Source organism: Bacteroides difficilis (assembly GCF_048319815.1).
Classification (GTDB): Bacteria; Bacteroidota; Bacteroidia; order Bacteroidales; family Bacteroidaceae; genus Bacteroides; species Bacteroides zhangwenhongii.
On sequence record NZ_CP182814.1, the window covers coordinates 257914 to 282961 of the forward strand.

Here is a 25048-nt window from a genome sequence, read left to right on the forward strand (position 1 = left end):
CAGATTAGAAATTACGAGAAAATAATCTGTGTTAATCCGTGTAATCTGTGGTGAGTGTGAAATTCATGAATGCTTTTATAAACTCGTCTTCTTTCAGCAAACCGTAACTACCGTTACAAGCAGCCACCTCATCGAACGTCTGCACCTCATCCGGCTCAATGCCCGGATACCAGATAAAGAACGGAACAGGCTCGGAGGTATGCGTACGAAGCTCGCAAGGAGTAGGATGATCGGGCAACACAGCGATTGCTACGGGTTCGTCCCAATCTTTCACAGCTTCGTAAATAGGACCTACGGCACGCTTATCAAGATTCTCGATCGTCAGGAGTTTCAAGTCGATGTCTCCTTCATGTCCGGCCTCATCGCTGGCTTCGATATGCAGATAAACAAAATCGTCAGTTTTCAGAGCTTCGAGGGCAGCGGCTACTTTATTTTCATAATTCGTATTATAAAGTCCGGTAGCTCCTTCTACGGCAATACGGCGCAAACCGGCATAGTAACCGATTCCGTTAATCAAATCGACTGCTGAAATCACAGCCCCTTTCTTGACTTGCGGGAAAGTCTCGGAGAAGGTAGGCATCTGAGGACGGTAACCGGGACTCCAAGGCCAGATACTGTTTGCCGGATCTTTGCCTTCGGCTATACGTTTCAAGTTCAAAGGATGATTCTTGAGCAGTTCCTGCGATTTCAGAATCAAGTCATTAATCAGATCCGCCGTTTCCTGTGCTTCCGGCACCAACGGTTTCACCATCAACGGACGGAAAGGCTTCAAAGGCACATCATGAGGAGGCGTGCAGTCCAATTCCTTATTACCGCCTTTAATAACGAGCAAGTGGCGGTACTGAACTCCCGTATGGAAACGTACGCGGTCATCCCCCAAATTTTCTTGCAGGTATTTTATCAACACGTCGGCTTCCTCAGTAGAGATATGCCCTGAAGAGTGATTCTTCAAGATTTCTCCCTCTACACAAATTAAGTTGCAACGCATTGCTATCTCCCCCGGTTGCAAGTCCACACCGATACTGGCAGCTTCCAGCGGTCCGCGACCCTCGTACACTTTCGGAAGATCATATCCCAATACGGACATATTGGCAACCTCACTACCCGGATGGAAACCTTCGGCCACGGTTATCAACCGTCCGTTACGTCCCATGCGGGCTAACTTATCCATATAAGGCGTCTTTGCATATTGCAGGAGCGTCTTGTTCCCTAATGACTTCGCCGGCCAATCGGCCATTCCGTCTCCCAATATGATAATATGTTTCATTTTAATAAGTTGAGAGTTGAGAGTTGAGAGTTGAGAATGAAAAGAAACCGGATGGACATGGACACTCTCCATTCTCAAGCCTCAACTCTCAACTGAATTAAACGTTTGCGATACTCATGATGTCGGCAAAAACTCCGGCGGCAGTCACACCGGCACCGGCACCGTATCCCTGAATCATCATCGGATATTCTTTATAACGTTCCGTAGTCAGCAGAATGATATTGTTGCTGCCCTCCAGACCATAGAACGGATGGTTGGCTCCGACTTCCTGCAGGCCGACAGAGGCTTTTCCATTCTCCAGTTTTGCCACAAAACGCCAATGTTTGTTCTCCTTCTCCAAGACTTGACGACGGGCTTCAAAGTCCGCATCCAGACTCGGCACTTTCTTCCAGAAGTCATCCAAAGAACCTTCAAAGAAATCGTTCGGCACAAAAAGATTCTTTTCCACATCTTCCTGTTCGATACGATAGCCCGCTTCACGCGCCAGAATCACCAATTTACGGATTACATCTTTTCCACTGAGGTCGATACGCGGATCCGGTTCGGAATAACGCTCTTCTTGCGCCATCTTGATGGTACGGCTGAAAGGTATATCAGCACTGATCTTATTAAAGATATAATTCAATGTACCCGAAAGCACCGCCTCAATCTTCAATATCTTGTCACCACTGTGAATCAAGTCGTTGATTGTGTTGATAATCGGAAGTCCCGCACCTACATTGGTTTCAAACAGATACTTCACTCCACGCTGACGGGCGATTGTCTTCAATTCACGGTAATTCTCGTAAGCCGACGAAGCGGCAATCTTATTGGCAGCAACGACAGAGACGTTATGCTGCAACAAATCCTTGTACAACGATGCAATATCCGCACTTGCCGTACAGTCAACAAATACGGAATTGAAAATATTCATGCCTACTATCTCTTCACGAATCGTTTGCAAGTTGCTGTCTTTTCCTTTCTGCTTCAGTTCCTCGCGGAAATTGGAGAGGTCGAAACCGTCACGGCTGAACATCGCTTTAGCCGCATCAATGATACCTACCACATGAAGCTTCAGTCCGTTTTCCATCATCAACTTCTGTTGCTGACAACGAATCTGCTCTACCAGACTGCCGCCTACCGTACCGATACCGCAGATAAAGAGATTCAGTACCTGGTATTCGGACAAGAAGAAAGAGTCGTGAATAACGTTGAGGGACTTACGCAAAGATTTTGCATCCACCACAAAAGAGATATTTGTTTCCGAAGCACCCTGTGCACAGGCTATCACATTGATACCGTTACGTCCCAATGTGCCGAACAGCTTGCCGGCGATACCCGGTGTATGTTTCATGTTTTCACCTACGATAGCCACCGTAGCCAAGTCTCTTTCTGCAAGAATCGGGGAAATCTCTCCCATCTCGATCTCTTTTGCAAACTCCTCATTCAGCACTTCGCAAGCCAAGTCCGCATCGGCATTACGCACACCGATAGAAGTACTGTTCTCGGAAGAAGCCTGCGATACAAGGAACACGCTGATTCCGTTCTTTGCCAATGCCTTAAAGATACGGTAGTTAACACCGATCACCCCTACCATACCAAGTCCTTGAACAGTAATGAGGCTTGTATCATTGATGGAGGAAATACCCTTAATGGCTTTGCTTTGCGGATTGGAAACCTCTTGTTTGATAACCGTTCCCACGCCATCGGGATTAAACGTATTCTTTATTATAATAGGTATATTCTTATGGCATACCGGATAAATCGTAGGCGGATAAACTACTTTCGCACCGAAGTTACAAAGTTCTGTCGCTTCTACATAGCTCAGCTCGGTAATTGTGTAAGCAGTTGAAATGACACGCGGATCAGCCGTCATGAAACCGTCTACATCCGTCCAGATTTCCAGACTATTCGCATCCAGCGCGGCAGCGATAATGGCAGCCGTATAGTCCGAACCGCCACGTCCCAAGTTTGTCACATCTCCTGTCGTCTTATCAGAAGAGATAAATCCGGGCACCAATGCAACCTTCGGCACTGAGCTGAAAGCCTTTTTCACCAGTTCATTAGTCAGCTCCGCATCCAGAATATGTTTATTATGTTTCTTTTCAGTCTTGATAAAAGTGCGCGAATCGAACCATTGCGCCCCCTCAATCAGTTCGGTAACTATGATAGAGGAAAGACGTTCTCCATAACTTACAATGGTATCCGATGTCTTCGGAGAAAGGTCTTTAATCAGATAGATTCCCTGAAAGATGTCTTTCAACTCATTCAGCAGTTCTCCGATCTGACGTTGCAATGATGTCTGCTTTTCACCGGCAGGAATCACTTCTTTAATCATTTCCACATGACGATAAACGATTTCACGGAACTCGCCTTCGTATGCCGAATCTCCCATTGCCGCCATCTTCGACGTGTTTATCAATTTGTCAGTGATGCCTCCCAATGCGGAAACAACTACAATTACCGGCTCAGCAGCCGACTCTACAATTCTCTTTACGCTTAAAATGCTGTTCACGGAACCTACGGATGTTCCGCCGAATTTCATTACTTTCATGAAGATACTTATTTAAATGCAATGTCCTGTGCGTATATGTTATAACAGAACGATTGGTTGTTTACGAATAAAATTGAATTTGAATTTTGCCTGCTTATACAGGCGTGAATCACGTAGATACACAAAAACTATCCATCAACCCCTAAGGGTCATGGTACACATGGATGTGACTGTATGTGGATAGTACTTCATCATAGTCCTTGTTTCTACTCTTGTTTTTGATAAGTGTCGCAAAAGTAATAATAAAAACGTTCAATCTATCACTTTTTTCGGTTTTTTTCTGATAAAAAGAATATTTCATAGTAATCCCTTATTGCAGCAGAGATTCACTTTTATATCATTTTGCTATAAATATATCATTTATATTAGTATATTTGCGAATATAAATACGCAAAATCAGCTTATGAACCCTATAAATACTTCCGTATTGCTAATATATACCGGCGGAACAATTGGAATGATTGAGAACGCCGCAACAGGTGCATTGGAGAATTTCAATTTTGAACAACTCCAAAAGCACATCCCCGAATTGCAGAAATTCAACTTTCCGATAGACACCTATCAGTTTGATCCGCCGATGGATTCTTCGGATATGGAACCGGATATGTGGCAAAAGCTGGTTCACGTTATTCATGACAACTATGAACGCTATCAAGGGTTTGTAATCTTGCACGGCACGGATACGATGGCATATACCGCTTCCGCACTCAGTTTTATGCTGGAAGGGTTGGACAAGCCTGTCATCCTGACGGGTTCTCAACTTCCGATAGGGGTACTTCGCACGGATGGGAAAGAGAATCTGATGACAAGTATCGAGATTGCCATCGCACGGAACAAGGAGGGAAAGGCGCTCGTACCGGAAGTCTGCATTTTCTTTGAAAACCACTTGATGCGAGGTAACCGCACAATGAAAATCAATGCGGAGAATTTCAACGCGTTCCGGTCATTCAATTATCCGGTACTGGCGGAGGCGGGAATTCATATCAAATATAATAATGTACAGATTCATGCGAACGGAGAGGAACATAAGTTGAAACCACACTATCTGCTGGATACGAACGTGGCTGTACTGAAACTATTCCCGGGAATTCAGGAAAATGTAATTGCTACTGTTCTAGGAATCGAAGGGCTGAAAGCGATTGTACTCGAAACATACGGTTCCGGCAATGCTCCCCGTAAAGAGTGGTTTATCCGAAGACTTTGCCAGGCCAGCGCACAAGGGATTGTAATCGTCAATGTGACACAATGTAGTGCGGGAATGGTGGAGATGGAACGCTATGAAACGGGATATCAACTATTGCAGGCAGGTGTTGTCTCCGGTTACGACAGCACGATGGAGTCCGCCGTCACCAAATTAATGTTCTTATTAGGACACGGATATACCCCGGATGAAGTGCGTGACCGGATGAACCGTTCGATAGCCGGAGAGATAACTATATAGGCATACATCTATTTCTATTAGCCAGGGATAACTTATTTCTAATAAATTATCCCTATTTTTGTACCCTACAACGAAGAAAGGAAGTTCGATGGCAAAAGAGAAAACCATATATGTATGCAGTAATTGTGGACAGGATTCACCGAAGTGGGTGGGTAAATGTCCGTCCTGTGGGGAGTGGAATACGTATGTAGAAGAAATTGTGAGAAAAGAGCCTGTCAACCGCCGTCCGGTGTCGGGGATTGAAACGCAAAAGCCCAAACCGCTTGCGCTTGCCGATATAGTGGCGGATGACGAACCGCGTATCAATATGCATGATGACGAATTGAATCGTGTATTGGGCGGGGGACTGGTACCGGGTTCTCTGGTCCTGATAGGCGGTGAACCGGGAATCGGCAAATCTACGCTCGTCATGCAGACTGTATTGCACATGCCGGAAAAGAAGATTCTTTATGTATCGGGCGAAGAGAGTGCACGTCAACTAAAGCTCCGTGCCGACCGTCTCTCTTCTATTTCCAGTGACTGTCTCATTGTTTGCGAGACTTCCCTCGAACAGATTTATGTACATATCAAGAATACGAATCCCGATCTGGTGATCATCGACTCCATACAGACTATTTCTACCGAGAGTATCGAATCGTCTCCCGGAAGTATCGTACAGGTCAGAGAGTGTTCGGCGTCTATTCTTCGTTTTGCGAAAGAAACGCATACACCTGTGTTGCTGATCGGGCATATTAATAAAGAAGGAAGCATTGCAGGACCTAAAGTGCTGGAGCACATCGTAGATACAGTTCTTCAATTTGAAGGTGACCAACATTATATGTACCGTATTCTACGCAGTATCAAGAATCGTTTCGGTAGTACGGCAGAGTTAGGTATTTATGAGATGCGTCAGGATGGGTTGCGCCAAGTCAGCAATCCTTCCGAGCTTTTGCTAAGTCAGGATCATGAGGGGATGAGCGGGGTAGCCATTGCTTCCGCCATTGAAGGAATCCGCCCGTTCTTGATTGAGACGCAGGCTTTGGTGAGTTCTGCTGTCTATGGAAATCCGCAACGCTCGGCAACCGGTTTTGATTTAAGAAGGATGAATATGCTGCTGGCTGTTCTCGAAAAGCGCGTAGGATTTAAGTTGGCCCAGAAAGATGTGTTCCTGAATATCGCCGGAGGATTGAAAGTTAATGATCCGGCCATTGATTTGTCTGTTATCAGCGCCATCCTTTCTTCGAATATGGATACGGCTATCGAACCGGAAGTTTGCATGGCAGGAGAAATCGGCCTGTCGGGGGAGATACGCCCCGTGAATCGAATTGAACAACGTATCGGTGAAGCTGAAAAGTTAGGTTTCAAACGTTTCTTGCTGCCTAAATATAACTTGCAAGGGATCGACACCCAAAAACTGAAGATAGAACTAGTACCGGTGAGGAAAGTGGAAGAGGCGTTCAGGGCTTTATTCGGTTAGCTCACCACAGATTACACGGATTAACACAGATTATTAAAATGAATTTAATGGAAGATATTAATCAGTTGACATATCAGATTATAGGGTGCGCTTATGAGGTACATCATATTTTGGGACCAGGGTTACTGGAAAGTACTTATGAGACTTGTCTATGTTACGAGTTAGAAAAAGCAGGAATTAAATATGAGAAACAAAAGGAATTAATTATCAATTATAAAGGAGTAAGACTTGATAATGGATATCGAATAGATATTCTAGTTGAAAATAATATCGTTATTGAATTAAAATCTGTTGAAGCCTTATTGCCTGTGCATACAGCACAAATTATGACTTATATAAAACTATCAAAGAAAAGAATAGGACTATTAATCAATTTCAATGTAACAAACTTACAAAACGGAATTCATAGATATATCATCTGATAAAATCCGTGTTAATCCGTGTAATCTGTGGTGAACTATGATACAAGAATACCAACTCCGCATCCTCCCCGAAATTGCTGTAAACGAACAGAAATTAAAGGAATACCTTTCTAAAGAAAAAGGTTTGAATCTGCGTGACATCACTGCTACCCGAATCTTGAAGCGGAGTATTGATGCACGCCAACGGACAATCTTCGTCAATTTGAAGGTGAGGGCATACATCAATGAGATGCCTCAGGAAGATGAGTACGAACATACTATATATAATAATGTAGAGGGAAAACCGCAAGTGGTGGTTGTCGGTGCCGGTCCCGGCGGACTGTTTGCAGCCTTACGCCTCATAGAACTCGGATTACGTCCCATCGTTATCGAACGCGGAAAAGATGTGCGTGAGCGTAAAAAAGATCTGGCACAAATCAGCAGGGAACACACTGTTGATCCGGAATCAAATTACAGTTTCGGAGAAGGAGGTGCAGGAGCTTATTCGGATGGAAAGCTCTATACCCGGAGCAAAAAAAGAGGAAATGTAGATAAGATTCTGAATGTATTTTGCCAACATGGAGCTTCGACCTCGATATTAGTAGATGCGCATCCGCATATTGGAACAGACAAGTTGCCACGCGTCATTGAGAATATGCGGAATACCATCATCGAATGTGGTGGAGAGGTGCATTTTCAAACTCGTATGGATGCACTGATTATCGACAACAATGAAGTGAAAGGTATCGAGACGAATACAGGAAAAACGTTTCTCGGACCGGTCATCTTGGCCACCGGACATTCGGCAAGAGATGTGTATCGTTGGCTGGCCGCCAATAACGTAACGGTTGAAGCGAAAGGGATTGCTGTCGGTGTCCGCCTGGAACATCCTGCAATGTTGATTGACCAAATACAATATCATAATAAAAACGGACGGGGCAAATACCTGCCTGCCGCCGAATACAGTTTTGTGACACAGGTAGAAGGCAGAGGAGTATACAGTTTCTGTATGTGTCCCGGTGGCTTCATCGTTCCTGCCGCCAGCGGACCGGAGCAGGTGGTAGTAAACGGCATGTCTCCATCCAATCGTGGCTCACGTTGGAGCAACTCTGGAATGGTGGTGGAAATTCAACCGGAAGATTTAAGAAGTGGAGAGTGGAGAATTGAGAGTGGAGAGTTGGCTGCGCAACAGAATGAGCGGCTGCTCGCTATCAATCCATCTCTCAATCATTCTCAACTTTCAACTCTCAACTCTCAACTTCTCCCCCTTCACTTTCAAGAGGAGCTGGAACGTCAATGCTGGTTGCAAGGAGGAAGACGACAGACTGCTCCGGCACAACGTATGATGGATTTTACCCGTAAGAAATTGAGCTACGATTTACCCGAATCTTCTTATAGTCCGGGAATTATTTCTTCTCCGCTTCATTTTTGGTTGCCGCCATTCATCAGTAAAAGGTTATCTCTCGGTTTCCAGCAATTCGGACGTAGCAGTCACGGATTTCTGACTAGTGAAGCGGTAATGGTTGGTGTCGAGACACGGACTTCTTCGCCTGTACGCATTGTACGCGACAAGGAAACATTACAGCATATAACCGTCCGTGGTCTATTTCCTTGCGGAGAAGGAGCGGGTTATGCCGGAGGTATTGTTTCTGCCGGAATAGACGGAGAACGGTGTGCGGAAGCCGCTGCTAATTATTTACATCATTAATCAAAACCCTGCAAACTGATGACTACCCAACCCGAAATAGCAATCATTGAACCCAATACACTCAGTAGTTTAGGACTCAAATCCATATTGGAAGAAATCATCCCGATGGCTACCATTCGTACTTTCCACCGTTTCAATGAATTAATGGATGACACACCGGATATGTATGCCCATTATTTCATATCGGCACAAATCTATGTGGAACACAATGCTTTCTTTCTTCCCCGAAAACGAAAAACAATTGTTCTGGCCAGTGACAGTCCGCAGTTTCAACTTTCCGGTGTACCGGTTCTCAATATTTATGAGCCGGAAGAGGAACTGGTGAAAAATATCCTGAAACTCCACCAACATGCCCATCACAAAGGATACCCGGTAAAGGATATGCCGCCAATGATTCCACCAGCGCATCATCAGGAACTTTTATCTGCCCGCGAAATCGAAGTACTCGTACTGATTACCAAAGGACTGATCAATAAAGAAATTGCAGACAAACTGAATATCAGCCTAACTACCGTCATTACACACCGAAAGAACATTACGGAGAAATTAGGAATCAAGTCCGTTTCAGGACTGACTATTTATGCTGTAATGAACGGATATATCGAAGCCGACCGCATCTAAGAATCAAATCCTAATAAATGAGGATTGCCTGCCAACGATATTTGCCGTTACTTTGCACCGGACAAATAAACTGCAAATGAAGACAAAGATTATGATGCTTGCCCTCACCCTCCTGACGACAGGAACCGTATGGGCCGAAGATTTCCCAAAAGACTCACTGAAAGTAGTGGATATGGAAGAGGTGGTAGTAATAGCCACTCCGAAAGAGAATCGCAAACTACGTGAATTGCCTATAGCCGCCACCGTATTATCACAGGAGAATATGCGTGCCAATCAGGTTCATTCCGTGAAGAACCTTACAGGTATTGTTCCCAACCTGTTCATCCCTGATTATGGCTCGAAATTAACGACTTCCATCTATATTCGTGGAATCGGTTCACGTATCAACACACCGTCCGTAGGACTTTATGTAGATAATATCCCTTATATAGACAAATCCGCCTTCGATTTCAATTACTGCGACATCGAACGTATCGACGTACTTCGTGGCCCTCAAGGAACACTTTACGGGCGTAACACGATGGGCGGACTTATCAAGGTACACACAAAATCTCCTTTCACCTATCAAGGGACCGACATCCGCATGGGAGCGGCGACGTACAATAATTATAATGTTTCGCTTACCCATTATCACCGTATATCCGAACGGTTCGCCTTTTCTACCGGAGGATTTTACGAACATACCGGAGGATTCTTTGAGAACGCAGCACGAAATAATGAGAAGGTTGACCGAAGCAATGCCGGAGGTGGACGATTTCGTGGAGTTTACATACCGACCTCCAATCTGAAAGTAGATATAAACCTGAACTATGAATATAGCGATCAGGGCGGATACCCCTATTACTATACCGGAATCGCTCCCAGCGCTAAAGAAAGGGAAGAACCTCTCGCAGAAGACCGTGCAGACTACATTGGTAAGATTTCATATAACGAGCGCAGCAGTTATCGTCGGGGATTAATGAATGCCGGCGTCAATCTGGAATATCAAGCAAGAAATTTCATCCTCAGTGCAGTTACCGGCTATCAGAATCTGAATGACCGTATGTTCCTCGACCAGGACTTTACAGAACGAGCGGTTTATACACTGGAACAAAAGCAAAAGTCGAATACAATTTCCGAAGAGATCGTGTTTAAATCAAAATCCAACAAAAGATGGCAATGGGCAACAGGAGCTTTCGGACTGTATCAGTCCTTGAACACCAAAGGTCCGGTGACTTTTTGGGAAGACGGGGTGAAAGATGTTATCGAAGGAAGTGCAAATACAGCCTTTGCCGGTATGCCTGCAAACGCCCCGAAATTACATTTAGCAATCAACAATCCTACTCTGTTGGTAGGAGGAGACTTTGATACTCCTGTTTGGAATGCGGCTGTTTTCCATCAGTCTACATTGAATGACCTTTTTGTGAAAGGCTTGTCTCTTACTGTCGGAGTACGTCTGGATTATGAGAAGATGAGCATGAAGTATAAATCGATCAGTGACCCTACAGACTTCAACTTCAGTATGAAGATGGCGTCACGGCCACCAATGCCGTCTGTATCAGTAGAAGCTAAGAACCTGATTGCCAATGCCGGTTATGACGGTAAGATATCAGATGATTATGTTCAACTGTTACCTAAGTTTGCTCTGCAATATGAATGGAAAAAGGGCAATAATGTATACGCAACCGTGTCGAAGGGGTATCGGTCGGGCGGCTACAACGTACAAATGTTCTCCGATCTTATTAGTGGAGACTTACAGAACTCCATGATAAATGCTATAAAAGAGAGCGAGCAGTTCGCCAAATTCGCTGCAATGATTGACAAATATGCCAAGAAAGCGGATGTACCCGAAGTAAAAGAGGCGACACGCTACAAACCCGAATATTCATGGAACTACGAAGTAGGAAGCCATCTTACCCTTTGGGAGGGTAAGCTTTGGGCAGATCTTTCCGCTTTCTATATGGATATGCGCGACCAACAAATCTCCCAATTCACCGGAAGCGGCTTGGGACGTACCACCGTCAATGCAGGGAAAAGCCGCAGCTATGGTGCCGAAATGTCTCTTCGTGCAAGTCTGACTAATGAATTAAGTCTGAACGCAAGCTACGGATATACCTACGCTACCTTTACAGACTATATCGAATATGAGAGAGAAGATGAAGAAACACTCAAAGTTAGAGCCGATTACAATGGCAAGTATGTTCCTTTTGTCCCCAAGCATACATTAAATATCGGTGGAGAATATGCCATCACCTGCCGCCCACGTTCTATCTTCGACCGGGTTGTATTCCAGGCGAACTATAACGCTGCCGGACGTATCTACTGGACTGAACTGAACGACGTCAGCCAATCCTTCTACGGCACGCTCAACTGGAGAACGAATCTTGAAATCGGTGATGCAATGATTAGTTTTTGGGCACGCAACTTCTTGAATAAAGACTATGCCGCCTTCTATTTCGAAACAATGAACAAAGGTTTCATGCAGAAAGGACGTCCAATGCAATTTGGGATAGATCTTCGCTGCCGCTTCTAATCATTTTTACTCATTAGGATATTATTTAGTCTTTTTATTGTCAGCTAAAGTTTTTACCCACATAGAACAATGATTTTCAACTGATTAACGGCTGACAATAAACGCTGACAATAACCCCAAACAGGCTGACAATAAAAGTTCCGGACTTTTATTGTCAGCCTGTCTCTTTGTAGATCAACAGCATGGAATACGGGATAAAAGGACGTATGTCCCTATAAAGTTTGCATTATAAAGCCGTTATACTTTATTTACCCAATCAGTATTGTTCTATTAGACTTACGTTATTCTTAACTCTCCACAGCCGTGGTAGCTTCTCTTCATGGCCGTGGAGAGATCTCACCACGGCTGTGGGAAGAAGTTACCACGACCGTGGAAAGGTAAAGGTATCGGTACCTTCCCGCAACTATACCAGCACTTTAACGGAACTTTATCAATGCTTTGACATTAGTTTACCTACTGCTTAATGATAACCGCCAATCATCACTCGTTAATTGCCCCGCAATAAGGACATATACCTTTCTCTTTCAGTTTCTCCCCGCAATGTCCGCAGCGATACTTATACCCGATGTTCCGATAAACCTTCTTCGTAAAGACCAGTATAAAAAAGATCAGGAATAAATAACCGATATAGATATGTGTCATCAAGATAAAAAAGAAATAACAGAAAATACAGCAGGACATCAGTCCCAGCAGATAAAAGATAGCTGCAGCGGGAGTCAATTGTCGAAACAAATCATCCAACACCGCCAAAGCGACTATCAGAAACAACCAGATACTAAACAGGAAAACAGAGAGTATGAAAGGTACTTTGAATGGAGATAAAGTCGGATTGAAATAAAAATGTTCCCACGTTTCCGGCACAAAGACCTGCATAGACTCATAAATCGTTGCACTGAACGCCATCAGCAGGCAGAGAAATAATGGATAAATGCTGTCTATATCATTAAAATAAACCATCTGCAACTGCTTCTTCCGGAAAGCACGAAGCAAATAAACGCCTACAAACAGGGCAAAAATAACAACAAAATAAGAAGCGTGCGTGTCACTGAAAAGATGAATGGCCTGTGAAATACTGTCGGTCGGAACAAACGACCTCTTCAAATCCACCTCACGTATCCAACCCTGTTCATCCTGCGTATGCGCCAATTTAACCCAAACGCTATCCACACTATCGGCCGGATGAATCGCAAACTCTGCGACGACTACCTTATCTCCTTTATTCAATTGAATAAAAGTGTCCTTTATCGGAAGACGTTCCAGAGCTATGGAATCATCCACTACTTCCAGATTCGTATCCCACGTGTAGTGACGTTCATAAAGATAGGTCAATGAATCTTTTGTTTTCTCTGACAACTCCTCCGAATCCAGTAGCGGAGCCTTATAATAACAGGAAGATAGCAAAAATAAACATAATAGCAGGTTCATCACATTTTTTACCACAGAGGACGCAGAGGATAAAAAGAGGAAAGAGAAAAACTTTCTACACTTTTTCTGCCTAACATTCAAACGATCGGCGTCAGAAGCATGAGTGAAGATATTACCTTCACTATATCCTCTGTGTCCTCCGCGTCCTCTGTGGTAAAAAATAGTCTTCATTGCGCCGCCTTTACTTTCATTTGACAATTTTTGCAGTCGAACTCCAAACGGAAACGTTTACCATCATTGGACATCAGATAATAGGGTTCTTTGAAAGGTGAACGAACCCGTTGGTGAATAGGACACCATCCTATACTGTAACGTAGACAGTGTTTGCAGAACATCAGTACCGCATTCTCCACCGCTTCTTTTTCGTACGCCATAGCAATACGCTGTACCCCATGTTCCTCATAGAAAGAAACTGCATGAGTGTTCATAACATTTCCCAAATACGTCAATGTTGTTTGCGGAAAAGCATGATTCGTTTGTTTCCATACTGACAATTCCTGGCGGTAGTTTATCCGGCGGGCAGCTATTAATTTTTCAACTGCCTGACGACGGTAATCGGCTAAGACCGAAACCGGGAGAAACCAATTATCAGCAAATTCAACTTCTATCACTTTTGCTTCGAAAGGTGTATTTCCTAATTTAGCAAGTTGCGTTTTCAGATTTTCCGTCTGCGGTGTACGTGCCAATTCCTTTTCATGGGGAAAAGCCAGTGTGACACTGTTATCATCTTCATCGGTCAATCGTAACGAAAAGCCAAATTCGTTATCAGTAAGCAAGATACTCACTTTTATCTTCCTTTCAGCGGACTTCCGTGAAAGTACACGCTCAAACTCTTGGTCAAAATTACGGTACAACACAGTACGGGGCTTGATACGGGGCATTTCCTGTGGATACAGTTTATTACCATCTACACGATTAATACGGAACCCCTGCAAACGTCCTTGTTCGTCGAGATAGCAAACTCCATCGCCATTGTTAAATGACTTCAATCCGGCAACTGTCAGATAATTACCGCGAGCCTCCTTCATTGTTCCCATCTCCTCACCCAGCGACTTAGGGGTATCAAAGGAAAAAATTTCCTTATCACGACCGTGCAGGAAATAATGTGTAAAACCACGACTGAAACTCTTATCCAATTGTGGCTTAAATTCGAATCTGCACATTCCCGAAGAAGCCCGGACATATTCCGGACGACGAGCAAAAATCGCATCCAATTTCTGACGATAGGCCGCTGTCACGTTCTTCACGTATGATACATCTTTCAACCGGCCTTCTATCTTCAACGAAGAAGCTCCGGCATCCAACAACTGCTCCAGCTCGTCGCTCTGATTCATATCTTTCAGAGAAAGCAAATGCTTGTCCTTCACAATGACTTTCCCATCGGAATCTACAAGGCTAAAAGGTAAACGACAGAATTGTGCACATTCACCCCTATTTGCGCTACGTCCGAAACAGGACTGACTGACATAGCATTGCCCGCTATAGCTAACGCAAAGCGCTCCGTGTACAAATACCTCCAAAGGAGTCTCCGGACAAGTGGTATGAATATTTTTTATTTCACGCAATGATAATTCGCGCGCCAAAACGACTTGTCGGAAACCTGCCTCCCAAAGAAATCGCACCTTTTCCGGAGTACGGTTGTCCATCTGCGTACTGGCATGGAGAGGTATCGGGGGGAGATTCAGTTTCGTGATTCCCATATCCTGAACAATCAGTGCGTCCACTCCAATCCGATACAGGGCATGAATCATCTCCTCCGTCTCTTTCAGCTCTTCTTCTTTCAGGATAGTGTTGACCGTGACATAAATACGCGCATTATACAAATGGGCATATTGTACCAGTGCCGCAATATCCTCCAAAGAATTTACAGCCGCCGCACGGGCACCGAACTTGGGAGCACCGATATATACCGCATCCGCACCGTGATTAATGGCCTCAATACCACATTCCAGGTTCTTCGCCGGAGCGAGAAGTTCTATTTTACGCTGCTTTATCATTTGATGTCATTAACATTATAAGGTGTTTCCTGATAAACAAAGTAGTTTAACCAATTGGAGAACAAAAGGTTTGCATGAGCACGCCAACGCACCAACGGTCCCTTATCAGGATCATCATCTACATAATAATTACGAGGTATTTCTATCGGCAAGCCTTTACCCAAGTCACGACGATATTCCGTATCCAATGTCAACGGAGAATATTCCGAATGTCCGGTTACAAAGAATTCACGTCCGCCACGTGCCATTACCATATACACTCCCGCATCTTTCGACTCGGAAAGCAATGTCAGTTCCGGCACCTTCAAGATATCCTCCCTACGTACCTCTGTATGACGGCTGTGCGGTACATAAAAACAATCATCAAAGCCACGAAAAATAGAATGGTAAGGTTCCAATACCCGATGTTCGAAGATACCGAACATCTTCTTTTCCAACGGATATTTAGGAATTCCATAATGATGATAGAGCCCGGCCTGCGCCGCCCAACATATATACAAAGTAGAAGTCACATGCGTACGTGCCCAATCAAAAATTTCCGTAATCTCATCCCAATAAGTCACTTCCTCGAAATCCATCTGTTCCACAGGTGCTCCCGTAATAATCATACCATCATACTTCTCATGACGCATCTGGTCGAAATCCGTATAGAACGCCTTCATGTGTTCTATCGGTGTATTCTTGGAGGTATGACATTTGATCTTCATAAACGAGATCTCCACCTGAAGCGGAGTATTTGAAAGTAAACGCACCAAGTCCGTCTCCGTCGTAATCTTCAACGGCATCAGGTTCAAAATGACAATCCGTAGCGGACGAATGTCCTGCTGCGTAGCACGGGAAGTATCAATTACAAAAATATTTTCTTCCTTCAATAGCTCTATCGCAGGTAGTTTATCGGGTAAATTTAAAGGCATAATCGCTATATATTAGTAATTTGAGTGCAAAAATACGAAAAATATAGCAGATTATAGGGAGGTTGCTTATTTAGAAGACGTACAAATTAAGTCAATTTAATCATAGAAGCATAACAACTAATCAATAAAAGCTTTACTTTTGCGGAATAAAATTAGTACTAATAATTTAAATCTTAGAAAAATGGCTTACGTAATTAGTGACGATTGTATTGCTTGCGGAACTTGTATTGACGAGTGTCCGGTAGAAGCTATCTCTGAAGGTGATATCTATTCTATCAACCCGGATGTATGTACTGACTGTGGAACTTGTGCAGATGTTTGCCCGTCTGAAGCTATCCACCCAGCTGAATAATACAATCTACAACAAAAAGTATAGGCTGCTTTCTCTTGAAGGCAGCCTTTTTTTCACCACAGAGGACGCAGAGGACACAGAGAAGAAAAAATGAAAGGAATGATGTGTCCGCCATCCTTATAAATTAAAAATCCCCCTTGCCACAAATGATTTGTAGCAAGGGGGATTCCACTAAAAGGAGAGTTGCAACACATCTCCCAAACTATTTTACTCTGTGTCCTCTGCGTCCTCTGTGGTGAACTCTTATTTCAATTTAGCCAACGCTTCCTTGATTCGGCGGATAGCCTCCGTAATATTTTCATCACTTGTCGCATAACTCATGCGGATACATTCGGGAGCGCCGAATGAAGTACCGCCTACACAAGCCACGTGTGCTTCTTCAAGCAGATACATTGCCAAATCATCCGAGTTTTCAATCTTACGGTCCCCTTTGCTCTTTCCAAAGAAATAGCTACATTTCGGGAACAAGTAGAAAGCGCCTTGCGGAACATTCACTTCAAATCCCGGAACATCTTTCGCCAACTTCACAATCAAATCACGGCGACGCTCGAATGCTTTCTGCATTTCTTTCACCGGTTCTTGTGTTCCTGTATATGCAGCTTCGGCAGCTTTTTGAGAAACAGAGCAAGGACCTGAAGTGTACTGACCTTGCAACTTATTGCAGGCTTTTACAATCCATTCCGGCCCGGCAATAAATCCGATTCTCCATCCGGTCATAGCATATGCCTTAGACACACCGTTTACAATCACCGTACGTTCCTTCATTTCCGGGAACTGGGCAATACTCTGATGTGCACCGATATAATTAATATGTTCGTAGATTTCGTCAGCAATAACAATGACTTGCGGATGTTTAGCCAATACAGCTGCCAAACCGGCCAATTCTTCCTTGCTATATACAGAGCCTGTCGGATTGGACGGAGAACAAAGAATCAATGCTTTTGTTTTCGGAGTGATAGCAGCTTCCAATTGTTCTGGAGTAATCTTGAAATCTTGTTCGATACCTGCCGAAACGATGACAGGAGTACCTTCCGCCATTTTCACCATTTCCGGATAGCTCACCCAGTAAGGAGCAGGCACAATTACTTCATCACCCGGATTTACTAATACAAGAATTGTATTACAAACAGATTGTTTCGCACCATTTGCACAAGAAATCTGAGCGGCTGTATATTCAAGGCCATTTTCTTTTTTCAGCTTCTCAACAATAGCATTGCGCAAAGCCGGATAACCCGGTACCGGAGAATAACGGGAAAAGTTATCATCTATGGCTTTTTTCGCAGCTTCTTTGATGTGGTCGGGAGTATTGAAGTCCGGTTCTCCTACACTTAAATTAATAACATCAACGCCTTGTGCCTTGAGCTCGTTGCTCTTCTGCGACATAGCAAGTGTCGCCGACGGCGACAAGCTGTTCAAACGATCTGATAATTGATTCATTTTGTATCTATTTTATTGTTGTTGAGTGAAAATCGTTGCAAAATAAGCGATAATATTCGACATATGAAAACAAACAGGCAATTTACTTATTAAAATGTAAAGTATGCCCCATTCTTTCCTTTTTCGTTCTTAGATATCGTTCATTATATGGATTGGGAACAGTTTCAACAGGTACATTTTCTACAATCTCCAAGCCGTATGCTTCCAAGCCAACACGTTTCACCGGATTATTTGTCAAAAGCTTCATTTTGTGTACTCCCAACTCACGAAGAATCTGCGCTCCTACCCCATAATCACGCTCGTCGGCAAGATGTCCCAAACATACATTCGCATCTACCGTATCCAAACCGTCTTCCTGAAGTTTATATGCTTTCATCTTTTCCATCAAGCCGATTCCACGTCCTTCCTGATTCAGATAAACGACTACACCTTTTCCTGCCGCTTCAATCATTTCCATAGCCTTATGCAACTGTTCTCCGCAATCACAACGCCTGGAACCAAAAATATCACCGGTGGCACAAGAAGAATGTACACGTACCAAAATAGGTTCGTCTTCATTCCACGTACCTTTAAACAAAGCGACATGCTCCAATCCATTTGACTTTTGACGGAAAGGAATCAGACGAAACATTCCATGTTCAGTAGGCATATTCACTTCCACCCCACGCTCTACAATGGATTCCTGTTTCAAACGATAAGCAATCAAGTCATGAATAGAAATCAGTTTCAGATCATATTCATCTGCCATTTTACGGAGTTCGGGCAAGCGTGCCATCGTACCATCCTCACTCATGATTTCCATCAAAGCACCCGCCGGATAAAGACCGGCCAGACGTGCCATATCGATAGTCGCCTCTGTATGTCCGGCACGGCGCAACACTCCTTTTTCTTGTGCGTACAACGGGTTGATATGACCGGGACGCCCGAACGTAGCCGGTGTAGAAGACGGATCAGCCAACGCCTGAATAGTGGCAGCACGGTCAGCGGCAGAGACTCCGGTCGAACAACCGTCCAGTTTATCTATCGTAATTGTAAAAGGAGTTCCCAACACAGAAGTGTTATCACTTACTTGATGCGGTAAATCCAATTCCTTGCAACGAGACACCGTAATAGGTGCACAAAGCACCCCACGTGCGTGTTTCAACATGAAATTAACTTTCTCAGGAGTTATTTTTTCAGCAGCAATAATCAAATCTCCCTCATTTTCGCGGTCTTCATCATCCACTACTATGACAAACTTGCCTTCTTTAAAATCGGCAATTGCATCCTCTATTTTATCCATTTTAATCTCTTCCATAACAATTATTTATTAATTTTCTGTATGATGAATTGAACTTGTTCGTTGTTCTTTATAATCCGTTCCATATCCTTAGCCAGACGAATACGGAATGCCCAGATACGGAAATAGAAAAACAGCCCGATGGGGAAAATCACTCCGGCTGCCAGATTCAGCCAATATATATGGAACGGGCGCACATGAGCAGAAACGGGAATCATCGGATAATTGTTTAACAAACCTATCAAAGAAGCTGATTTCGTATTTGACATTTCCTCCACCAACGCTTCCAGTTTATCATTGATAGCCACCACCTCATCGTCCTTTTCACCCGACATCCACAGTTTGAAATAGTTCGGTGCTTTCGTCAACTGATTTTGAGCAATGTAAGCTTTACAATCCTCTGTAAGCTGATCCAAATCGCCCGGGATACGTTCATAGTCAGGATCATTTATAATAACTTCTTTCTTGAATATATGCCGTACACTACGTATTCCGGCCACCTTCTTAAACCAATTAATGTACGCATCGGCATTAAGCACCACAGAATCTTTATTCGATTTGTAAGTAAGGAAGATACCCAACGGAGCAAGGACAGCACTACTCGTCCACATACCCATCCATACAATCCACTTACCGTCACGGGCCATTTTATATCCGGTGTTATCAATGATATAATAGATAATAAACACCAGTACCGACACAATTACCGGCATTCCCAAACCACCTTTACGAATAATACCTCCTAAAGGAGCACCGATAAAGAAAAACAACAAGCAGGAAAGGGAAATTGTAATCTTCTTATGCCATTCCGTCTTATGTTTCCGAATGCTATAGTCATTACTCTCCATCGTATAACTCTTGAAAGTAAGGTCGCTTGCCATATTTTCCGCACGGCTAAGAGCAGCGGAAATAACTTTCTGCTTTTGCGTCAAAGGAGCAACATTATAAAGACTGTCCACATTATATGCATACACATCCGCTTTCTCCATCTTGACAGTGTCTTCTTTTGTCAATCCATAAGACGCGCGAAAATTTCCCTCAGCTATTTCCCGGTAATATTGCCTTCCTATACTGTCACCTACTACTTTCATCGAATCAATAGAGCTTTGCAACTGCGCCATGTCTTTAGCACTCGACTGCTTACCCATAATATCGCCGTCAACCATATTGAAATCAGAGTTAAACTCAATAATCGTATGTTTCTCTCTGAATGATTCACGACGATAAGGCACATTTTGAGACTTCATGCTTTGCGCTTTCAGATTCTCAAACAAGTCTCCACTATACAAATGTAACCAAAGATGTTGTTTATCCGCTGTCATCTCCAGACGCCCGGAATCCGCATAAATAATATGGGCATTCTCAAATCCGTCTTTCAAATTATAGATCAAGACATCATACAGCATACCCGTTTTACGGTCTTTCTTGGCTATCTTTAAATTATAATCAGGGATTTCGGAATAGAAAACGCCTTCCGGAATATCCAATTCCGGAGATTTCTGTTTCATAGAAAGAATCAGAGTTCCCAACTTAGCTTGGGCAATGGGTCCTACTACATTTTGAAAATAGAATGAAACGCCGACAAGTCCACAAACAAAGAAAACAAGGGGACGCATAATTTTGAGCAAAGAAATACCGGCAGCTTTCATTGCAAGCAATTCGTAACGCTCGCCAAAATTACCAAAAGTAATCAAAGAAGCCAGTAACACTGCCAACGGCAACGATACTGGCACTAATGTTAATGCAGAATAGAAGAAGAACTGAGCCATTACACTCATTTCTAACCCCTTTCCAACCAATTCGTCTACATATCTCCACAAGAACTGCATCATGAAAATGAACAGACAGATGAAGAATGTACCTATAAAGAGCATAAAAAAGCTCTTTACAATGAATATATCTAATTTCTTTATGCGTAGCATCTTAATAGGTTCGTGCAATTAGGATGCAAAATTAGCACAAAAAAAGGAGCACCGAAAATTTTTAGTTGAAAGTTAACTAAAAACCACAAGTTCTTCTTAATTTGGCAACCTGTGACTCCCATAATTCTTTCATATCATCCACTTCATCCGGCTCTGCGAAATCAGTTATTTCTAAGACATAGTCACTTGTCAATTCATTATATGTCATCTTGATTTCAAAGTAATCACGCTCGTTTTCATCATCCAACCAACGAAAACGAATGAAAGAGAAAGCGCGGATTGCTATAATCTCAGCTTCTCTCTGTTCTGTTTTTCCCCAATGGAATTCTACTATTCTATCATCTGAAACAACTTTATCGGCGAACCAGTCCTCCAAACCGGTAGGTGTACTAATAGCTCCCCAAAGAATATTTTTTGATGTTGCATTCAACAAATACTCCAAATGAATCTTTTCCTTTTTCATAGCAATTTCGAATTGTTTTTACGTGTGCCAAGATAAATACTTTTTTCTAAATAAGCGGCATAAATCAAGCACTTTATTTAATTATTCTTTCATTTCCAGTCCTGAAACTCCCTGTTTATAGGGGAAAGCAAAACCTTTCTTGAAGGAAAGAACAAAAAAATTACCGATTTGTTTTGGAGATTATAAAAAAACATCTATCTTTGCACCCGCAATCGAGAAATGATGGCGGGATAGCTCAGCTGGTTAGAGCGCATGATTCATAATCATGAGGTCCCCGGTTCAATCCCGGGTCCCGCTACTTGATAAGAATAAGGCATTTGAGAGGCTTCCACTCTTGGGTGCCTTTTTCTTTTATATATGTATTACAAAATCAGCCCCGAAAATTGGATATACCGACATTCGGGGCTGAGTGAATTTTAGTCTCTATTTTCTTATTCCCATTCTATAGTTGAATTGGGTTTCGGTGACATATCATAGCAGACACGATTTACATTCTTCACTTCTTTCAGAATTCGGTCTGTAATTTTCATCAGAATAGGCCAATCTATCGGTTCGATAGTAGCTGTCATAGCATCTACCGTATTGACTGCACGAATAATTACCGGCCAATCAAAAGAGCGAGCATTATCACGCACACCCACGGATTTGAAATCAGGAACTACTGTAAAGTATTGCCATACTTTCTTGTCCAATCCTGCAATTCGGAATTCTTCACGCAGGATAGCGTCAGATTCACGCACAGCCTCCAGACGGTCACGTGTAATAGCTCCCAAACAACGCACTCCCAAACCTGGTCCCGGGAAAGGCTGGCGATAAACCATTTCGTACGGTAAGCCCAACTCCAGTCCACAAGCACGAACTTCATCCTTGAACAATTGACGCAACGGTTCTACCAATTCAAACTTGAGGTCCTCCGGCAAACCACCTACATTATGGTGCGACTTCACCATTTTGGCAGTCTTCGTTCCACTTTCCACAATATCCGGATAAATAGTACCCTGCCCCAAGAAATCGATACCGTCCAACTTACGTGCTTCTTCCTCGAACACACGAATAAATTCACCACCGATGATTTTGCGTTTTTGTTCAGGGTCCGCCACTCCTGCTAATTTATTCAGGAAACGGTCTGTAGCATCCACATAAATAAGATTTGCCTTTAACTGATTGCTGAAAACTTCAACCACATCCTCAGATTCCCCTTTACGCATCAAACCATGATTGACATGCACGCACACCAAGTTATCACCAATTGCTTTCAGAAGCAAAGCAGCAACCACAGAGCTGTCAACACCACCCGACAAAGCCAACAATACCTTTTTATCACCAACCTGACGCTTAATCAGCTCTATCTGGTCGTTCACAAAATTTGTCATGTTCCAGTTAGCTTCCGCTTTGCAGGTATCAAATACGAAAGACTTTACAGCCTCCTTAATAGCCTCAATATCATCTGTAAATTCCGGCAATTTCACAGTGCAAGTCGCTTTATCGTGACCGGCAGCCATAACAGGAAGTCCCATTGTATAAATAGCCGGATTTACGTCAATGGCAACGCCATCAATCACATTATTCGGTCCGCCATTGATAATAATACCCTTTACGTTGGGCAATGCTTTCAGTTCTTCTACGGTGATGTCGTGAGGATAAATCTCACTATAAACTCCTAATGCACGGATGGCGCGAGCCAATACCGTATTCTCATGACTACCCAAGTCAAGGATAACAATCATGTCCTGTTTCATCTGATTCTGGTTCTTTTAAGTTTTTATATAGCCAATAGTTTGACCTTAGTTTCAATTCACCTGCAAATATAAATATTTTAAAAGACGCTACAATATATTGATTCGCCAAAAAGACATTTATTTTTATGCTTTCAGCCGTATCACAAACCGACTACCTTTTCCCAATTCACTCTCTACGGTCAGCGTACCACCGTGCGCTTCCACAAAATCACGGGAAATAGACAATCCGAGTCCGCTACCCTGCACTTTCGTTCCGGGAACACGGAAGTAGCGGTCGAAAATACTTTTATGATAACGCGGGTCGATACCTTTACCAAAATCCTGAACATATAGTTCGATCATATTATCCTCTTGCCTGGCTCCGATCACAACATGACCGTTTTCTTTCGAATAACGGATTGCATTGCTCAATAAATTAGTCAGTACCCAAGCGATCTTCTCACTATCTACAAATAGTTTGCCGATTTTCTCTTCCGGATATTCCACTTCTATCTGAATATTGAATTTATCCGCCTGCACCTGATTTGCCTTAATTGCATATTCTATCAATTCAATCGGTTTCGTTATTTTCGGCATCATCTGAAGTTTTCCGGCTTCCACTTGTGTCATGTTAAGCAACTCTCCCGTAATACTTAACAAACGCTCACTATTCTCCTTGATGCTCTTCGACAGTTGCTCCTGTTCATCGTTCAACTCACCTACCCGCTTATCTTCCAGCAGTTGCAAGCTCATCATAATAGCCGCAATCGGAGTCTTCAGTTCATGAGAAATTGTCGAGATAAATGTAGTCTTGGCAGAATCCAATTCTTTAAATTCCGTAATATTTTTCAGCAATATCACATCCCCCAATTTATGAGGTTCTCCTTTCCCGGCTTCTGTATTGATGATTGAAACATAAGACGCTTTAAAATAGCTCTCTTTATTATCAGCATAAATCTTCAGAGGTTCCTTCTGCTCACTCGGTGTCACCAATTCGCGAACCAACCGGCGGAGAAGATCGTTTTTCAAAGCAAGCTCTTCTGCCGATTTACGAATCACGGATTCACGTTTCAGGTTCAGAATATTCAGCGCTTCCTCATTGATAAACAGAATTTCACGCTCCATATTCAAGCCGATCACCGGATCATCTATACTATTCACAATCGCTTCTATGAACTTTTTTGCAGAAAGAATATCCGACAAAGTACTGGCACGATATTCCGTCAACCGTTCCGCCATCCGGTTAAAACTATCCGCCACTTCCCTGAATTCCTCGTTTCCACTCATATCCAGACGCTTCTCATAATTATGATTGGCTATTTCAAGAATTCCCTCTTTCAGCTCTTTAATAGGCTTGCTGATAGTACGGGGCAACCAATAAAGTAATATCAGTCCGGTCAAGATACAGATTCCTCCCGTTACGGAAATCCATAACAAAGCACGTTCCAATCCGGGCATAGCAGCAGGACTATCAGGTTCTGTCGCTGTCAGAATTTGAAGATTCACAACTGAAAGTGTTACCAGCAAAATAATCATTCCGGCCAGCATTCCGATACCGAGAATCAGTTTCGTTTTAATATTCATAACGTTCATACGATTAAT

The 25048-nt window shown here is 43.2% G+C and carries 18 protein-coding genes and 1 tRNA gene; 8 read left to right on the forward strand and 11 right to left on the reverse strand.

Annotated features, from left to right (window positions below; translation table 11 throughout):
• Positions 1-31: 31 nt before the first annotated feature.
• Complete coding sequence (locus ACNOGP_RS01095) at positions 32-1267, reverse strand: cofactor-independent phosphoglycerate mutase (RefSeq protein ID WP_418213870.1); 1236 nt, start codon at positions 1265-1267, stop codon at positions 32-34.
• A 97-nt stretch (positions 1268-1364) separates the two neighbouring features.
• Complete coding sequence (gene thrA / locus ACNOGP_RS01100; protein ID WP_007756967.1) at positions 1365-3800, reverse strand: bifunctional aspartate kinase/homoserine dehydrogenase I; 2436 nt, start codon at positions 3798-3800, stop codon at positions 1365-1367.
• A gap of 403 nt (positions 3801-4203) precedes the next feature.
• Here thrA and ACNOGP_RS01105 point away from each other — a divergent pair, with 403 nt between their 5' ends.
• The 6 genes from ACNOGP_RS01105 (at position 4204) to ACNOGP_RS01130 (ending at position 11939) form a co-directional block, all read left to right on the forward strand.
• Positions 4204-5241 carry an asparaginase gene (locus ACNOGP_RS01105; protein WP_418213871.1) on the forward strand — a complete coding sequence of 346 codons (1038 nt, stop codon included), beginning with the start codon at positions 4204-4206 and terminating at the stop codon, positions 5239-5241.
• Positions 5242-5329: 88 nt separating this feature from the next.
• Positions 5330-6697: a DNA repair protein RadA gene (radA, locus tag ACNOGP_RS01110; RefSeq protein WP_418213872.1), complete on the forward strand. Its 1368-nt coding sequence runs from the start codon at positions 5330-5332 to the stop codon at positions 6695-6697.
• A gap of 47 nt (positions 6698-6744) precedes the next feature.
• The gene (locus ACNOGP_RS01115; RefSeq protein ID WP_186968428.1) at positions 6745-7119 is read left to right on the forward strand and encodes a GxxExxY protein; all 375 of its coding nucleotides are present in this window, start codon (positions 6745-6747) and stop codon (positions 7117-7119) included.
• Between the two features lie 37 nt (positions 7120-7156).
• Entirely contained in the window at positions 7157-8806 is a 1650-nt protein-coding gene (locus ACNOGP_RS01120) for an NAD(P)/FAD-dependent oxidoreductase (protein WP_418213873.1), read from the forward strand.
• A gap of 18 nt (positions 8807-8824) precedes the next feature.
• Positions 8825-9427: a helix-turn-helix transcriptional regulator gene (locus ACNOGP_RS01125; RefSeq protein WP_007756979.1), complete on the forward strand. Its 603-nt coding sequence runs from the start codon at positions 8825-8827 to the stop codon at positions 9425-9427.
• Between the two features lie 76 nt (positions 9428-9503).
• Positions 9504-11939, forward strand: a complete 2436-nt coding sequence (locus ACNOGP_RS01130; protein ID WP_418213874.1) for a TonB-dependent receptor — start codon at positions 9504-9506, stop codon at positions 11937-11939.
• Positions 11940-12419: 480 nt separating this feature from the next.
• Here ACNOGP_RS01130 and ACNOGP_RS01135 read toward each other — a convergent pair whose 3' ends face one another.
• From ACNOGP_RS01135 to metA, 3 genes are read right to left on the reverse strand one after another with little or no spacing between them, the layout of a single operon-like run.
• A complete protein-coding gene (locus ACNOGP_RS01135) occupies positions 12420-13535 on the reverse strand; it encodes a zinc ribbon domain-containing protein (RefSeq protein ID WP_418213875.1) in 1116 nt (371 codons plus the stop codon).
• Positions 13532-15361 carry a peptidase U32 family protein gene (locus ACNOGP_RS01140; protein WP_418213876.1) on the reverse strand — a complete coding sequence of 610 codons (1830 nt, stop codon included), beginning with the start codon at positions 15359-15361 and terminating at the stop codon, positions 13532-13534. The genes ACNOGP_RS01135 and ACNOGP_RS01140 overlap by 4 nt, the downstream gene beginning before the upstream one ends.
• Positions 15358-16275, reverse strand: coding sequence for a homoserine O-acetyltransferase MetA (gene metA / locus ACNOGP_RS01145; protein ID WP_143869106.1), 918 nt, complete (start codon positions 16273-16275; stop codon positions 15358-15360). The genes ACNOGP_RS01140 and metA overlap by 4 nt, the downstream gene beginning before the upstream one ends.
• Before the next feature lie 181 nt (positions 16276-16456).
• On the opposite strand from metA, the gene ACNOGP_RS01150 reads away from it, so the two are divergent.
• Positions 16457-16627 carry a DUF362 domain-containing protein gene (locus ACNOGP_RS01150; protein ID WP_002559159.1) on the forward strand — a complete coding sequence of 57 codons (171 nt, stop codon included), beginning with the start codon at positions 16457-16459 and terminating at the stop codon, positions 16625-16627.
• A gap of 243 nt (positions 16628-16870) precedes the next feature.
• Here the strand turns inward: ACNOGP_RS01150 and ACNOGP_RS01155 are convergent, their stop codons facing one another.
• The 4 genes from ACNOGP_RS01155 to ACNOGP_RS01170 form a co-directional block, all read right to left on the reverse strand.
• Complete coding sequence (locus ACNOGP_RS01155) at positions 16871-18064, reverse strand: pyridoxal phosphate-dependent aminotransferase (protein WP_007767423.1); 1194 nt, start codon at positions 18062-18064, stop codon at positions 16871-16873.
• A gap of 82 nt (positions 18065-18146) precedes the next feature.
• Entirely contained in the window at positions 18147-19361 is a 1215-nt protein-coding gene (locus tag ACNOGP_RS01160; RefSeq protein ID WP_007756988.1) for a bifunctional 3,4-dihydroxy-2-butanone-4-phosphate synthase/GTP cyclohydrolase II, read from the reverse strand.
• A 5-nt stretch (positions 19362-19366) separates the two neighbouring features.
• Complete coding sequence (locus tag ACNOGP_RS01165) at positions 19367-21265, reverse strand: LptF/LptG family permease (RefSeq protein ID WP_418213877.1); 1899 nt, start codon at positions 21263-21265, stop codon at positions 19367-19369.
• A gap of 76 nt (positions 21266-21341) precedes the next feature.
• A complete protein-coding gene (locus ACNOGP_RS01170) occupies positions 21342-21728 on the reverse strand; it encodes an START-like domain-containing protein (RefSeq protein ID WP_143869108.1) in 387 nt (128 codons plus the stop codon).
• A 224-nt stretch (positions 21729-21952) separates the two neighbouring features.
• On the opposite strand from ACNOGP_RS01170, the gene ACNOGP_RS01175 reads away from it, so the two are divergent.
• Positions 21953-22026, forward strand: a tRNA-Met gene (locus ACNOGP_RS01175).
• Positions 22027-22159: 133 nt separating this feature from the next.
• Here the strand turns inward: ACNOGP_RS01175 and guaA are convergent.
• Together guaA and ACNOGP_RS01185 are read right to left on the reverse strand one after the other, a co-directional pair.
• Positions 22160-23467, reverse strand: coding sequence for a glutamine-hydrolyzing GMP synthase (gene guaA / locus ACNOGP_RS01180; RefSeq protein WP_007767472.1), 1308 nt, complete (start codon positions 23465-23467; stop codon positions 22160-22162).
• A 123-nt stretch (positions 23468-23590) separates the two neighbouring features.
• On the reverse strand, positions 23591-25030 hold the full coding sequence (locus ACNOGP_RS01185; RefSeq protein WP_418213878.1) for a sensor histidine kinase: 1440 nt from the start codon (positions 25028-25030) through the stop codon (positions 23591-23593).
• Positions 25031-25048: the final 18 nt, after the last annotated feature.